A 13,469-nucleotide genomic window follows, 5' to 3' on the forward strand; every position below is an offset into this window, starting at 1 on the left:
GGAACGCGGCGGCCCTAAACGTCCGCCAAGTGCGCGCTGACCTGCTGCAATGCCGCCGCGACCCGCTCCTGTTCGGGGGTGTCGGCGCGGCAGAGGGCCGCCAGCGCGGTCGCGCCGAAGGTCTCCGCGAGTCCGGCGAGGGTGTGAGCGGCCCGGGCCGCGGCGGCGGAGTCGGGGGTGCCGAGCGCCGCGACCAGCACCGGGGCCTCGGCGAGGAAGTCCTCGACGAGTCCGTGCAGGTCCGCCCCGGCCAGCGCGCGGAGCCGCTCGAGTGCCGCCGGGTCCAGCGGGGCGGCGCTCGGCGGCGCCGGGGGAGTCGCGGGACCCGGCGACCGGCGCGCCGCGCTGCGGGACAACGCCTGCGCGAGCTCCGCCGCGACCAGCGGCTTCGTGAGGTGGTCGTCCATCCCGGCCGCCAGACAGGCGGCCCGACCGCCCGGTTCCGCGGTGACCGCGACGATCCACGGCTGCGGCCCGGGGAGGGCGCGGATCCGCCGGGTCGCGGCGAGCCCGTCGAGCTCGGGCATCCGGACGTCCATCAGCACCACGTCGTAGGGCCGCTCCCGCACTGCCGCGACCGCCTCCAGGCCGTTGCCCGCGAGATCGGCCCGTTGCCCGAGCCGGTGCAGCAACAACAGGACCAGCCGCTGGTTCACCGGGTGGTCCTCGGCGACCAGGATCCGCGGGGTGCCGGGCGGGACCGGCTCGGCGGGGGCGTCGGCGAGCGCGCGGTACAGCGGCGCGGGCCGCACCGGCTTGGCGACGACGGCGGCGAAGCCCCGGTCCGTCGGCAGCCGGGTGAGGGCGGTGAGCAGCACGACCGGCATGTCGGGGCGCGCGTCCCGGACCGTGGTCGCCCACTGCGGCCCGTCGACCACCGCGACGTCGAACCGGCGTTCGTCGAGCCTGCGCAGGGCGGCGGCCGCGGTCGCCGCCTCCACCACGTCCACGCCCCACCCGCCGAGCCGCCTGCGGAGCTGGCGCAGGGTGCCGGGATGGTCGTCGACGACCAGTGCCCGCAGGCCGCGCAGGCCGCCGTCGTCGGGGACGGGATCGCGGCGGGCCGCGGTGGCGGCGGGCGCCCGCACGGTGAAGGTCACGGTGGTGCCGATCCCGGGCGTGCTCTGTGCGGTGACCGCGCCGCCCATCAGCTCGCACAGCCTGCGACAGATGGCCAGACCGAGGCCGGTGCCGCCGTAGCGGCGCGCGGTCGAGGCGTCCACCTGCGTGAACGCGTCGAAGATCGCGTCGAGGCGGTCCGCCGGGATGCCGATCCCGGTGTCCCGCACGGTGAAGCGCCACTCGCCGTCCCGCCGTCCGACGGTGACCACCACCTCGCCCGCCGCGGTGAACTTCACGGCGTTGCTCAGCAGGTTCAGCAGCACCTGCCGGATGCGGGTGACGTCTCCCAGCAACGCCTCGGGGGTTCCGGGCTCCAGCACGCACAGCAGGTCGAGGCCCTTCGCGGCGGCGTCGGCGGAGACCAGGTCCAGCGCGCCCTCCACACACTCGCCGACGTGGACGGGGGCCCGCTCCAGGTCCAGCCTGCCCGCCTCGATCTTGGAGAAGTCGAGGATGTCGTTGATCAGCAGCAGCAGGCCGTGGGCGCTGTCGCGGACGATCTCGGCGAACTGCCGCTGCTCGGCCGCCAGGTCGGTGTCGAGCAGCAGCCCGGACATGCCGATCACCGCGTTCATCGGGGTGCGGATCTCGTGGCTCATCGCGGCGAGGAAGGCGCTCTTGGCCCGGTTCGCGGCCTCCGCCGCCTCGGCGGCGCCGACCAGCGCGTCCGCCGTCCGGACCCGGTCGACCACCTGTCCGAGCTGCGCCGCGACGTCGGTGAGCAGGCCCAGCTGCGCCGGGTCCCGTTCGGTGCGGCGGCCCGCGACGAACTCGAGCACGCCCACCGGCCCGCTCCCGGCCCGGACCGGGATGCCGACGGCCGAGCCCGCCCACACCGGCGCGTCGGCGGCGCGCACGCGCTCGACCAGCGCGGGGTCGACGGCCAGGGTGCCGTGCTCGACGACCAGCCCGTCGAGGGTCGCCCGGCCCTGCGGCCACCCGGTGTGCCCGCAGACCAGGGCGAGCACCTCCCGGGTCGCGGTGTCCAGGTCCGTGGCGCGGTGCGCGGTGGCCGCCACGCGGTGCAGCAGCCGCAGGTCCGCCTCACGGGCCCGCACGCGCTCGGCCATCGCGTTGAACCGCTGGGCCAGCGCGCTGATCTCGCCCACTCCCTGGACCGGCGCGTGGACGTCCGGCTCCCCGGAGGCGATGCGTTCGGTGGCCGCGTCGAGCGCACCGACGGGGCGCAGCACCGCGCGCCGGGTCCACAGCACCAGCACCGCCATGCCCGCCAGGAGCAGCAGCGCCACCGTGATGGCGGCGGCCGACCAGCCGCGCGCCTGGGTGGTCGCGGCCGCGGTCTCCTGGGCCGTCCGCGCGTCGACGAGCGCGATGACCTGGCCGATCGGGTCCATGATCTCGTTCTTGGCGTGCAGGTAGGCGCTGTCGTAGAGCAGGGCCTGGTCACGCTCGCGGAAGGCGCGTTCCTCGATCTGCGCCAGGGCGTCGGACCGCTCACGGGCGGTGGCGAGCAGCGCCTGCTCCTGCGGGGTGAACCCGGCCCGGGCCGCGAGGGTGGTGAACGCGACCGGGGGCTCGAACGGGGTGGGACGCGTCCCGGTGTCGCTGACGACGTCCCAGTAGATGCCGTCGTAGTCCACGGGCCGGGGCGCCGTGCCCGCCCGGATCGCCAGGATCTCGCGGAACCAGTCGAGGTAGCGGGGGTCGCCGGTGGCGACGTAGGAGCGGGCCATGCGGGTCAGGTCGTCCGAGGTCTGGCGCAGCTCGTAGGCGAGCCGCAGCGACTCCGTCCGGCGCTGCTCGGCCTCGGTGGCGGCCTGCATGCTCTGCTCGGCGGCCAGGCTGACCAGCAGGACGACGGCGAGCAGCGCCGCCCCGAGGCCCATGCCGACCGGGAGGAGCTGTTTCAGTGAGCGTCGGGACACTAGGCGCCGATCCGTCCCCGCTGGACCTCGCGGCGCAGGGCGTCGATCTCCGCCTGCAGCGCGGCCTCGCGCTCCTCGACGAGCCTGCGCAGCCCCTCGCGCTCGGCGTCCCGGAGCCGCTTGGCCGCGAGCGACGAGCGCAGCCGCGCGCGCAGGATCGCGGCCCCGAACGGTTTGGGCAGGTAGTCGGTGGCGCCGAGCTCGATGCACCGCACCACACTGTCCATGTCCTGCACGGCCGACACCATGATCACCGGCAGGTGGGCGGTCGCCGGGTCGGCCTTGATCTCGGCGAGGGTCGTGTAGCCGTCGAGCACCGGCATGAGCAGGTCGAGCAGGACGACGTCGTACTCGGCGCCGGCGAGCGCCTCGAGGGCCTGCTCCCCGTCGGCGACGGCGTGCGCGGTGTGCCCCAGCTCGGTCAGCGCCGTGACCAGCAGCCTGCGGTTGAGCCCGCTGTCGTCCACCACGAGGACCCGGCCCGGCTCGTCCGCGGTCGGCTCGGCCGCGGGCGCGGGCAGCACGACCCGCGGCGGCGCCCAGGTCAGGGCCGGGTCCTGGCGCAGGATCGCCTGCTCCAGCGCGCGCAGCCGCGCGCCCGGCTCCAGCCCGAGCTCGTCGGCCAGCACGCGGCGTCCGTCGCGGTAGACCTCCAGGGCCTCGGCCTCCCGCCCGCAGCGGTGCAGCGCCAGCATCAGCTGTGCCCGGGACCGCTCCCGCAGCGGGTGCGTGCGGACCCGGCGCTCGAGGCCCGCCACCTGGTCCGCGTGGTGGCCCAGGGCCAGCTCGGCCTCGGCATGGTCCTCGGCGGCGCCGAGGCGCAGCTCCTCCAGCCGCGCGGCCTCGGTCCGCGCGAACGGGGCGTCGGGCAGCCCCGACAGCGCGGGTCCGCGCCAGAGCGCCGCGGCCGCCCCCAGCAGGCGGGCGACCTCGTCCGGCTCGTCGGACTCGCGGGCGCGGCGGAGGAGGTCGGTGAACACGTGCGCGTCCACGGCGTCCGCCGCGACCGCGAGCCGGTAGCCCGGGGCCTCGGTGACCAGGACCCGGGCCGGGGTGCCGCGGGGCCGGTCGGGTTCGAGTGCACGACGGAGGTTGGAGACGAAGACCTGCACCGTGGCCGTCGCGCGGGCGGGTGGGTCGTCCGGCCAGAGGTCGTCCACCAGCTGGTCCTGCGAGACGACCCGACCGGCGCGCAGCAGCAGCGAGGCGAGCACGGCGCGCTGCTTGGGACCGCCCAGCTCCAGGCGGGTCCCGCCCCGCCAGGCCTCGACCCGGCCGAGCACGCGGAACTCGATCGCGTCGGCCACCTCGCGAGCATGCGGACGCCGTGTTCCGGCCGTGTTTCGCGCACGTGACCATGCGGCTCCGCCGCTCGTGAGTGGTAAGTGGTGCCAGAGCACCACTTACCACGCACGGGCGGCGGAGCCGCATACTCGGGGCATGTCGCTGACCGGGTCCGAGATCGCCGCGATGATCGACCACGCCGTGCTCAAGCCGGAGCTGACCCGCGCCGAGGTGGACGCCGAGCTGGCGACGGCGGAGCGGTACGGCGTGTTCAGTGCCTGCGTGCGGCCCTCAGACGTGGCGCACGCCGCCCAGGTCCTCGACCGCGTGGCGGTCTGCACGGTGATCGGGTTCCCGCACGGCACCACGTCGACCGCGGCGAAGGTCGCCGAGGCGCGGCAAGCGATCGCGGACGGCGCCGTCGAGCTGGACATGGTGCTGCACATCGGGTGGCTCCGCAGCGGGATGATCGCCGAGGTCGAGGCGGACATCGCGGCCGTCGTCGCGGCCGCGGGCGGGCTCGTGGTCAAGGTCATCCTGGAGACCGTGTTCCTGTCCGACGCCGAGATCGTGGCCGCCTGCGGGGCTGCCGAGAGGGCCGGCGCGTCCTTCGTGAAGACGTCCACGGGGTTCGCGGGCGGTGGGGCCACGGCGGCGCACATCGCCCTCATGCGCGCCTCGGTCGGCCCGTCGGTGCAGGTCAAGGCCTCGGGTGGGGTGCGGGACCTGGCCACTCTCCAGGAGCTCTACGACCTGGGGGCCACCCGGTTCGGCACGAGCGGGTCGGCGGCGCTGCTCGACGCCGCCGCGGGGCTCGACGTCCGGGCCGAGGCGTCCTCGTACTGAACGCCCGCTCTTACCGAACGATCGTTCAAGCCGTAGGGTCGGATCGTCCGTCCCGACGTCGTGAGGATCGCTCGATGGAGCTCGAAGGTCAGATCGCCCTGGTCACCGGCGCGAGCTCGGGGCTCGGTCGCCGCTTCGCCACGGTGCTGGCCGGGGCGGGTGCCGCGGTCGCCGTCGCGGGCCGCAGGCTGGACCGGCTGACCGAGCTGGTGGCCGAGATCGAGGCCGCAGGCGGACGCGCCCTGCCGGTCCGGCTCGACGTGGCGGACGCGTCCGCGCTGGCGGGCGCGGTGGACGCCGTGGAGTCGGGCCTGGGCCCGGTGGACATCCTGGTCAACAACGCGGGCATCCCGGACGCCAAGCGGGCCCACCGGATGCCGCTCGAGGTCGTCGACGCGGTGCTCGCCACCAACATCCGCGCGCCGTGGCAGCTCTCCGCCGAGGTCGCCCGGCGGCTCATCGCGGCCGGACGGCCGGGGCGGATCGTGAACATCTCGTCGATGGCCGCGCACGACTACCGCCACGACGGCGCCGCCGGGCTCTACTCGGTGTCCAAGGCCGCGATCGAACGGATGACCGAGGTCCACGCCGTGGAGTGGGCCCGGTACCGGATCAACGTCAACGCCATCGCCCCGGGTGCGTTCCTCACCGAGATGATGGAGGGCATGATCGGGCGCCTGGGGACCAGCGAGCAGGAGCTGGCCGAGCGCTGGCCGCGCAGGCGGTTCCCGAGCCCGGAGCTGATGGACTCCACGCTGCGCTACCTGGTGTCCCCGGCCTCCGACGCGGTCACCGGCACGATCGTCAAGATCGACGACGGCCAGCACGGCCGCTAGATCAGGTCGCTGCGGCTGAGCACGCCCACGAGCCCGCCCTCCTCCACCACCGGGAGGACCCGGAACCCGCGGTCGACGACCAACGCGCGGGCCTGGTCCAGCGGGGTGCCCGGGTGCACGACCGTCGGGTCGCGCGTCATCGCCGCGCCCACGGTGCGGGGCAGGACGCCGCGGGTGCCGTCGAGCGGGTCCCGCAGGAGGTCGGCCTCGCTGACGATCCCGACGACGGCGCCGTCCGGTTCGGTCACCGGCAGCGCGCTGAACCGGTGGGCCAGCAACAGCTCCACGGCGCGCGAGCACGGCGTGGTCGGGTCCACGGTCACGAGCCCGGTGCGGGTCATGACCTCGCCGACGGTCGTCGCCCCCGCCACCGCGGGCCTCGGCGGCCGGACGGGGGTGGGGTCCGGCAGCGTCGGCCGGAACAGCCGCCCGAGCCTGCCCTGTGCCCTGCGCGGCCCGCGGAGCAGGTCGCTGCGGGTCACGATGCCGACCAGGCGCCCACGCTCGACGATCGGCATCACCCGCAGCTCGCCGTAGGTCCGCATCCGGTGCGCGACGACGGCCGCGCTGGTGGTGGGGGACAGGGCCAGGACCTCGGTGGTCATGATCCCGCCGACGGTCCCGTCCGAGTCCTGCTCCCGCGCCCGCAGCACGTCCACGAGGCTGACGATCCCGACGAGCCGGTCGATGTCCCGCACCACCGGCAACGCCGAGAAGCCCGTCGTGAGCATGCGTTTCTCGGCCCGCTCGATCGGGTCCTCCGCATCCACGGTGAGCACCCGCCGGGTCATGACGTCACGCGCACGTACGGCCATCGTCGCCAGGTTAGAGGATCAGAAGTCCGCGCCCGAGGTCGTCGGGGCGGGCTTGAGGCCGAGGTGCTCCCGCAGGGTGGTGCCCTCGTACTCCGTCCGGAAGACACCGCGTTCCTGCAGCAGCGGCACCACCGTGTCGGCGAACTCGTCCAACCCGCCGGGCGTGACGTGCGGGACCAGCACGAACCCGTCGCTCGCGTCCGCCTGGACGAACTCGTCGAGGGCCTCGGCGATGCGTTGGGGCGTGCCGATGAAGTTCTGCCGCCCGGTCACCTCGATGATCACCTCGCGGGTGGACAGCTGCTTCGCCTCGGCGAGCGCGCGCCACTCGTTCGCCGTGGCGATCGGGTCCTTGTACATCCGCACGCTGGCCCGCCCGCGGGAGATCGTGTTCTCGCCGACGACCGGGTCGACCGTCGGCAGCGGGCCGTCGGGGTCGTGGTCGGAGAGGTCGCGGTTCCACAGCTGCTCGAGGAACTTGATCGCCGTGGCCGGGCTGACCTGCTGGTAGCGGACGTGGCGGGCCCGCTCCTGGGCCTCGGCGTCGGTGTCGCCGAGCACGAAGGTCGCGGCGGGGAGGATCTTGAGGTCCTCGGGGTCCCGACCGTACTTCGCCAGGCGCCCCTTGACGTCGGCGTAGAAGGCCTGGCCCGCCTCCAGGGTGCCGTGCCGGGTGAAGATCGCGTCCGCGCCGGAGGCGGCGAACTCGCGGCCCTCCTCGGAGTCCCCGGCCTGCAGGATCACCGGGCGGCCCTGGGGGCTGCGCGGCACCGGGAAGCGGCCGTCGATCGCGAACTGGTCGGTGTGGATCGAGAACTCGCCGGTGGGCCGCCAGAACTCGCCGCTCTCCTTGTCCGCCACGATGCCCGCGTCCGGCGCCCACGAGTCGAACAGGGTGAAGGCGGCGGCGAGGAACTCCTTGGCGCGGGAGTACCGCTTCTCCTGCGGGAGGAAGCCGCCGCGGCGGAAGTTCTCGCCGGTGAACGCGTCCCAGCTGGTCACCACGTTCCAGGCGGCGCGCCCCGCGGACAGGTGGTCCAGCGAGGCGAACTGGCGGGCCACCTCGTAGGGCTCGTTGAAGGTCGAGTTGATCGTCCCGGCGAGCCCGAGCCGATCCGTGACGGCGGCGAGCGCGGCCAGGATCGTGAACGTGTCCGGGCGCCCCATGACGTCGAGGTCGTAGATCTCGCCGCCCTGCTCGCGCAGCCGCAGGCCCTCGGCGAGGAACAGGAAGTCGAACCGGGCGCGCTCGGCCGTCTCGGCGAAGTGCTGGAAGGAGGAGAAGTCGATGTGGCTGCCGGAGGCCGGGTCGCTCCACACGGTGGTGTTGTTGACGCCGGGGAAGTGCGCGGCGAGATGGATCTGCTTGCGCGGCATGGTCTCTCCCTCTCAGACGGCGGCGTAGCGGTTGGTGGGCCGGGGCAGTCCGAGCAGCCCGCGCAGGGTGTCCGCCTCGTAGGCGGTGCGGAAGGCGCCGCGCCGCTGCAGCTCCGGGACCAGCCCGCGGGTGACCTGCGGCAGGTCGTGGTCGACCGAACCGGGGCGCAACCGGACGCCCTCGAGCCCCGCGGCGTGCCACTCCTGCACCAGGTCCGCGAGCTCCACGGGGGTCCCGACGAACACGTGGGCGTCGCTCACCAGCTCGCGACCCAGGTGCGCGTCCATGCGCGCCTTGCGCTCCCGGGCCTCGGACGCCGTGTCGGCCAGGAACACCACGACGTCTCCGAACACCAGCGGGGAGCCCGGGATCTGCGCCCGGATCCCGGCGACGTCCGTGGCGGACCCGGGGGTGACGAACCCGAGGTCGCACGAGGACCCGACGAGCTCGAAGGCCACCTCGCGGTGCGCGAGCGCGGCCACCAGCGGCTGCCCCTGCGGCGGGCGTGGGGTGATCGACGGGCCGCGGACGGAGAACCGCGGGCCCGCGAAGTCGATGTAGTGCAGCTTGTCCCGGTCCACGAACCGCCCGGTCGCGGCGTCCCGGATCTCGGCGTCGTCCTCCCAGGAGTCCCAGAGCCGCCGGATCACCTCGACCCAGTCCGCGGCCTCGGCGAACAGCTCCGCGCGCGTGGCGTCCGTCCCCAGGTCCGGGGTCGGGCGGTGCGGGCCGACCAGCGCGAACTCGTCCGCGCGCGAGGAGACGCGCACCCGCACCCCGGCCCGGCCCCGGCTCGCGTAGTCCAGCGTGGCGACGGCCTTGGAGAAGTGGAAGGGCTCGGTGTGCGTGGCGACCGCGGTGGGCACGAGCCCGATGTGGCGGGTCAGCGGGGCGACCCGGGCGGCGACCAGCGTGGCGTCCAGCCTGCCGCGGACCTGGTCGGTGCGGTCGTCCGGCTCGAACGGGCGCGAGGACTGGACCGCGAAGGTGTCCTCGAACGTCACGAGGTCGACCAGCCCGCGCTCCGCCTCCTGGACCAGACCGGCCCAGTAGTCGGCGGAGAACAGCGCGGTGGGCCGCGCCTCGGGTTCGCGCCAGGATGCCGGGTGCCAACCCGTCCCTTCGAGGGCGACGGCCAGGTGCAGTGTCATGTCGGCGGCTCTCTGCTCGGTGCGGTGCTCGCTGCGGTGCGACTCGATGGTCAGGGACGGCCGACGGGACAACCCGTGGTGGTGACGCGGCAGCAGTCGATCCACCGCCGCTGCGTCAGCACCCCGGGAAGCACGTCATGAACCCTAACCGCGCGCCGGGGCCGGATCGACGCCGTAAGGTCCGAGACTGTGGCGAGCACGACACCGGACGCGGACGGCGTCCGCCTCACCTACGACCGCGCGGGCGACGGGCCCGCGGTGCTGCTGTTGCACGGCTGGCCGGGGGACCGGCAGGACTTCGCGGCGGTCGCGGACCGGCTGCACGCGGACGTCCTGCGGCCCGACCTGCGCGGTTTCGGCGAGTCCGACCTGCACGGGGACCCGAGCGCGGCCGGGCAGGTGACCTCGCTGGTGCACCTGCTCGACGAGCTGGACCTCGACCGCGTCGTCGTCGGCGGGTACGACGTCGGCAGCCGGGTCGCCCAGCAGCTGGCCACCACCCATCCCGACCGGGTGTCCGCGATGGTGCTCGCCCCGCCGCTGCCCGGCGCCGGCAGGCGGGTCCTGGAGCCCACGTCGGTCGAGGAGTTCTGGTACCAGTCCTTCCACCAGCTGCGGCTCGCCGAGGAGCTGGTCGACGGCAGCGTCCCGGCCGCCCGCACCTACCTGCGGCACTTCTGGGAGCACTGGTCCGGCCCGGACTTCACGGTGCCCGAGGAGCACCTCGACCGGCTCGCGGCGCACTACGGCCGCCCGGGGGCCTTCACCGCGTCGATCGGCTGGTACCGGGCGGGGTCGGGGACGGTGCGCCGGGCGCTGACCGAGCAGCCGCCCGCCCGTCGGATCGGCACCTGGACCGTGGTGCTCTGGCCCGAGTTCGACCCGCTCTTCCCGCGGGCCTGGGCGGACCGGGTGGGGGAGTGGTTCAGCGCCGCGACCGTGCGCCCGCTGGACGGGGTCGGCCACTTCTCCCCGGTCGAGGCGCCCGGCGCCTGGGCCGAGGCGCTCACGGAGGTGCTGTAGATGGTCCCGCTGTCGATCCTCGACCTCTCGCCGGTGCCGCGGGACGGCACGGCGGGGGACGCCCTGCGCAACTCGATCGACCTCGCGCAGGTGGCCGAACGGGCCGGCTACCACCGGTACTGGGTGGCCGAGCACCATCTGAACGAGGGCGTCGCCTCGGCGTCCACTCCGGTGCTCGTCGCGCTGATCGCGTCCGCGACCTCCACGATCCGGGTCGGCTCGGGCGCGGTGCAGCTGCCCAACACCCGGCCGCTGCAGGTGGCCGAGCAGTTCGGCACCGTCGCCGCGGTGCACCCGGGGCGGGTGGACGTGGGGCTGGGGCGGTTCGACCTGCACCGGATCCTCACGCTGCTGAAGAAGGGCTCGTCGGGGCGGCGCGGCGGCACGCCGGTGCGGACGCGGGTGGTGGACGGCCTGCTGCTCCCCGAGCCCGGCCGGGTCGAGTCCGATCTCGCGCTCTACGGCTGCCTCGCCGCCCTGCTGGGCTTCGACGCCGAGCAGACCCCGCCGGACTACGGGGCGGAGGTCGACGAGGTGCTGTCCTACTTCGCGGGCACGGCACCCGGGCCGCGCGGCGAGCAGCTGACGGTCACGCCCGCGCTCGGGGCGGACGTCGAGGTCGTCGTGCTCGGGTCCACGCCGGGGGACAGCGCGCGCGTCGCCGGGCAGCGTGGGCTGCCGTTCGCGGTGAGCTACCACCTCGTCCCGCACCTCGTGCTCGACGCCGTCGAGGCCTACCGCGCGTCCTTCCGGCCCGGCCGGGTCGCCGAGCCGTACGTGATCGTGTCCGCGGACGTCGTGGTCGCCGAGTCCGACGACCGGGCACGCGAGCTGGCGGCCCCCTACGGCCAGTGGGTGCTCGACATCCGCTCCGGCCGCGGCGCACGCCCGTACGTGACGCCGGAGGAGGCGCTCGCCCGCCCGTGGACCCCCGAGGAACGCGCCGGCGTCGCAGACCGGGTGGACAGCCAGTTCGTCGGGTCGCCGATGACCGTGCGCGGCGGCCTGGAGACCCTGGTCAGGGTCGTCGGGGCGGACGAGCTGCTGGTCACCACGATCACCACCGAGCACACCGACCGCGTCCGCAGCCACGAGCTCCTCGCCGAGGCCTGGGGGTGAGCGGGCGACGCCCGGACGGAGATCACTCCCGGAACCGGCCCGGGCCGCCCCGGACCCGCTAGGGTCACCTCCCGTCGAGCGTGCGCGGTCAGTCCTGACGAGGAGCCTTCAGCCGTGGCCGAGAGAAACCCCGAGAACATCGCCTACCCCGGACCCGGCTCGCGGCCCTTCCGCCGCGATCTCGAGCCCCTCGCCCCGCACGTCATCGTGCTGTTCGGGGCCACCGGCGACCTGGCCAAGCGCAAGCTGCTGCCCGGTCTGGCCTACCTGTCCGAGTCCGAGCTGGCGCCGTCGATCCGGATCGTCGGGACGGCGATGGAGGACCTCAGCACGGACGAGTTCCGCCAGATCGCCAAGAACGCCGTGCAGAACTTCGGCACCCACCGCCTGGCCGAGGAGGACTGGGGGGACTTCTCCGAGCGGCTGACCTACGTCCCGCAGGGGGCGGGGCCCGAGGCGCTCACCGCCGCGGTGAAGGAGGCCGAGACGCTGCTCGGGGACGGCGTCAAGCGGCTGCACTACCTCTCCGTCCCGCCCAAGGCCGCCAAGGCCGTGATCTCGATGCTGCGAGACGCCGACCTCGTCGCCGACTCGCGCGTGATCATGGAGAAGCCGTTCGGGCACGACTTCCCGAGCTCCATCGAGCTCAACGACTACGTCCACACCGTGTTCGACGAGTCGCAGATCTTCCGGATCGACCACTTCCTGGGCAAGGAGGCGGCGCAGAACATCCTCGCGTTCCGCTTCGCCAACGGGCTGTTCGAGCCCATCTGGAACCGCAACTTCATCGACCACGTCCAGATCGACATCCCCGAGACCCTGGGGCTGGACCAGCGCGCCAACTTCTACGAGTCGACCGGCGCGTTCAAGGACATGGTCGTCACGCACCTGATGCAGGTCATGGCGTTCGTGGCGATGGAGCCGCCCACGGCGCTGGAGCCGCGGGCGATCTCGGAGGAGAAGAACAAGGTCTTCCGCTCGATGCTGCCGGTGCACCCGACGGACGTCGTGCGCGGGCAGTACACCGGCTACCGCGGCGAGGAGGGGGTGGCGCGGGACTCCGACACCGAGACGTTCATCGCCCTGAAGGTCGGGCTGGACAACTGGCGGTGGGCGGGCACGCCGTTCTACCTGCGCACCGGCAAGCGGATGGCCGAGGGGCAGCGCATCATCTCGATCGCCTTCAAGGAGGCGCCGCGGACGATGTTCCCGGCCGGGTCCGGCGTCGGCACCGGGGGACCGGACCACCTGACGTTCGACCTCGCGGACTCGTCGAAGGTGTCGCTGTCGTTCTACGGCAAGCGGCCCGGGCCCGGCTTCCGGCTGGAGAAGCTGTCGATGCAGTTCTCCACCCAGGAGACCGAGTCCGCCTCGGACGTCCTGGAGGCCTACGAGCGGCTCATCCTCGACGCCATGCGCGGCGACCACACCCTGTTCACCACCGCGGAGGGCATCGAGTCCCTGTGGGAGCGGTCCGCGCCGCTGCTCCTGGACCCGCCGCCGGTCCGCAACTACCCGCCGGGCTCGTGGGGCCCCAACGCGATCCACCAGCTGATCGCGCCCAACGCCTGGCGGCTGCCCTTCGAGCGGGCCTGGCGGGAGAAGCGCTGATCAGCGGTCCCACAGCGGGTGGGGGTCGTGGCCCGCGAGCAGCACGAAGCGGTCCCGCCAGCTGACGTCGACGGGCAGCTCCGGCTCCGGGCCGGGCTCGCGCCACTGTGCGGCGTGGTCGCACAGGGCGCGGGCCAGGTCCTCGGTGAGCGGGTTGACCGAGCCGCGGTGGATCGAGACCTCGTGGGCGACCAGCGCGGTGCGCGCGACGTCCGCCCAGGTCCCGTCGGGTTCCCGTTCGGCGTGGGCCTTGAGCAGGACGTCGATCGTCCCGGCGGGGATGTCGCCGACGGCGGGCACCGACTTGCGCCGGTCCTCCCGGGACAGGCTCTCGAGCACGACGTCCAGGACGCGCTCCGCCTCGATCAGCCACTCTGCTGCTCGCATGCGCCCGATCT

General features: G+C 74.1%; 11 protein-coding genes. 5 read left to right on the forward strand and 6 right to left on the reverse strand.

Annotation, left to right across the window (positions count from 1 at the left end; all coding sequences use genetic code 11):
• Positions 1-14: 14 nt before the first annotated feature.
• Together L3X23_RS07910 and L3X23_RS07915 are read right to left on the reverse strand one after the other, a co-directional pair.
• Positions 15-3,008, reverse strand: a complete 2,994-nt coding sequence (locus L3X23_RS07910) for an ATP-binding protein (protein WP_237191451.1) — start codon at positions 3,006-3,008, stop codon at positions 15-17.
• A complete protein-coding gene (locus tag L3X23_RS07915; protein ID WP_237191452.1) occupies positions 3,008-4,315 on the reverse strand; it encodes a BTAD domain-containing putative transcriptional regulator in 1,308 nt (435 codons plus the stop codon). Before L3X23_RS07915 ends, L3X23_RS07910 begins: the two co-directional genes overlap by 1 nt.
• A gap of 133 nt (positions 4,316-4,448) precedes the next feature.
• Here L3X23_RS07915 and deoC point away from each other — a divergent pair, with 133 nt between their 5' ends.
• Together deoC and L3X23_RS07925 are read left to right on the forward strand one after the other, a co-directional pair.
• A complete protein-coding gene (gene deoC / locus L3X23_RS07920) occupies positions 4,449-5,138 on the forward strand; it encodes a deoxyribose-phosphate aldolase (RefSeq protein WP_237191453.1) in 690 nt (229 codons plus the stop codon).
• Between the two features lie 74 nt (positions 5,139-5,212).
• Positions 5,213-5,974, forward strand: a complete 762-nt coding sequence (locus L3X23_RS07925; RefSeq protein WP_237191454.1) for an SDR family NAD(P)-dependent oxidoreductase — start codon at positions 5,213-5,215, stop codon at positions 5,972-5,974.
• Here L3X23_RS07925 and L3X23_RS07930 read toward each other — a convergent pair.
• From L3X23_RS07930 to L3X23_RS07940, 3 genes are read right to left on the reverse strand one after another with little or no spacing between them, the layout of a single operon-like run.
• Entirely contained in the window at positions 5,971-6,789 is an 819-nt protein-coding gene (locus L3X23_RS07930; RefSeq protein WP_237191455.1) for a CBS domain-containing protein, read from the reverse strand. The genes L3X23_RS07925 and L3X23_RS07930 overlap by 4 nt on opposite strands.
• Positions 6,790-6,807: 18 nt before the next feature.
• On the reverse strand, positions 6,808-8,166 hold the full coding sequence (locus L3X23_RS07935; protein WP_237191456.1) for an NtaA/DmoA family FMN-dependent monooxygenase: 1,359 nt from the start codon (positions 8,164-8,166) through the stop codon (positions 6,808-6,810).
• A gap of 12 nt (positions 8,167-8,178) precedes the next feature.
• The gene (locus tag L3X23_RS07940) at positions 8,179-9,318 is read right to left on the reverse strand and encodes an LLM class flavin-dependent oxidoreductase (protein ID WP_237191457.1); all 1,140 of its coding nucleotides are present in this window, start codon (positions 9,316-9,318) and stop codon (positions 8,179-8,181) included.
• A 189-nt stretch (positions 9,319-9,507) separates the two neighbouring features.
• On the opposite strand from L3X23_RS07940, the gene L3X23_RS07945 reads away from it, so the two are divergent.
• The 3 genes from L3X23_RS07945 to zwf all read left to right on the forward strand — a co-directional run bounded on the left by L3X23_RS07945 (position 9,508) and on the right by zwf (position 13,071).
• On the forward strand, positions 9,508-10,341 hold the full coding sequence (locus tag L3X23_RS07945) for an alpha/beta fold hydrolase (RefSeq protein WP_237191458.1): 834 nt from the start codon (positions 9,508-9,510) through the stop codon (positions 10,339-10,341).
• Positions 10,342-11,460, forward strand: a complete 1,119-nt coding sequence (locus L3X23_RS07950; RefSeq protein WP_237191459.1) for an LLM class flavin-dependent oxidoreductase — start codon at positions 10,342-10,344, stop codon at positions 11,458-11,460. It abuts the gene before it with no gap.
• Between the two features lie 114 nt (positions 11,461-11,574).
• The gene (gene zwf / locus L3X23_RS07955; protein ID WP_237191460.1) at positions 11,575-13,071 is read left to right on the forward strand and encodes a glucose-6-phosphate dehydrogenase; all 1,497 of its coding nucleotides are present in this window, start codon (positions 11,575-11,577) and stop codon (positions 13,069-13,071) included.
• Here zwf and L3X23_RS07960 read toward each other — a convergent pair whose 3' ends face one another.
• Positions 13,072-13,458: a hypothetical protein gene (locus L3X23_RS07960; RefSeq protein WP_237191461.1), complete on the reverse strand. Its 387-nt coding sequence runs from the start codon at positions 13,456-13,458 to the stop codon at positions 13,072-13,074.
• Positions 13,459-13,469: the final 11 nt, after the last annotated feature.

It is taken from the genome of Pseudonocardia sp. WMMC193 (assembly GCF_021728735.1).
Classification (GTDB): Bacteria; Actinomycetota; Actinomycetes; order Mycobacteriales; family Pseudonocardiaceae; genus Pseudonocardia; species Pseudonocardia oroxyli.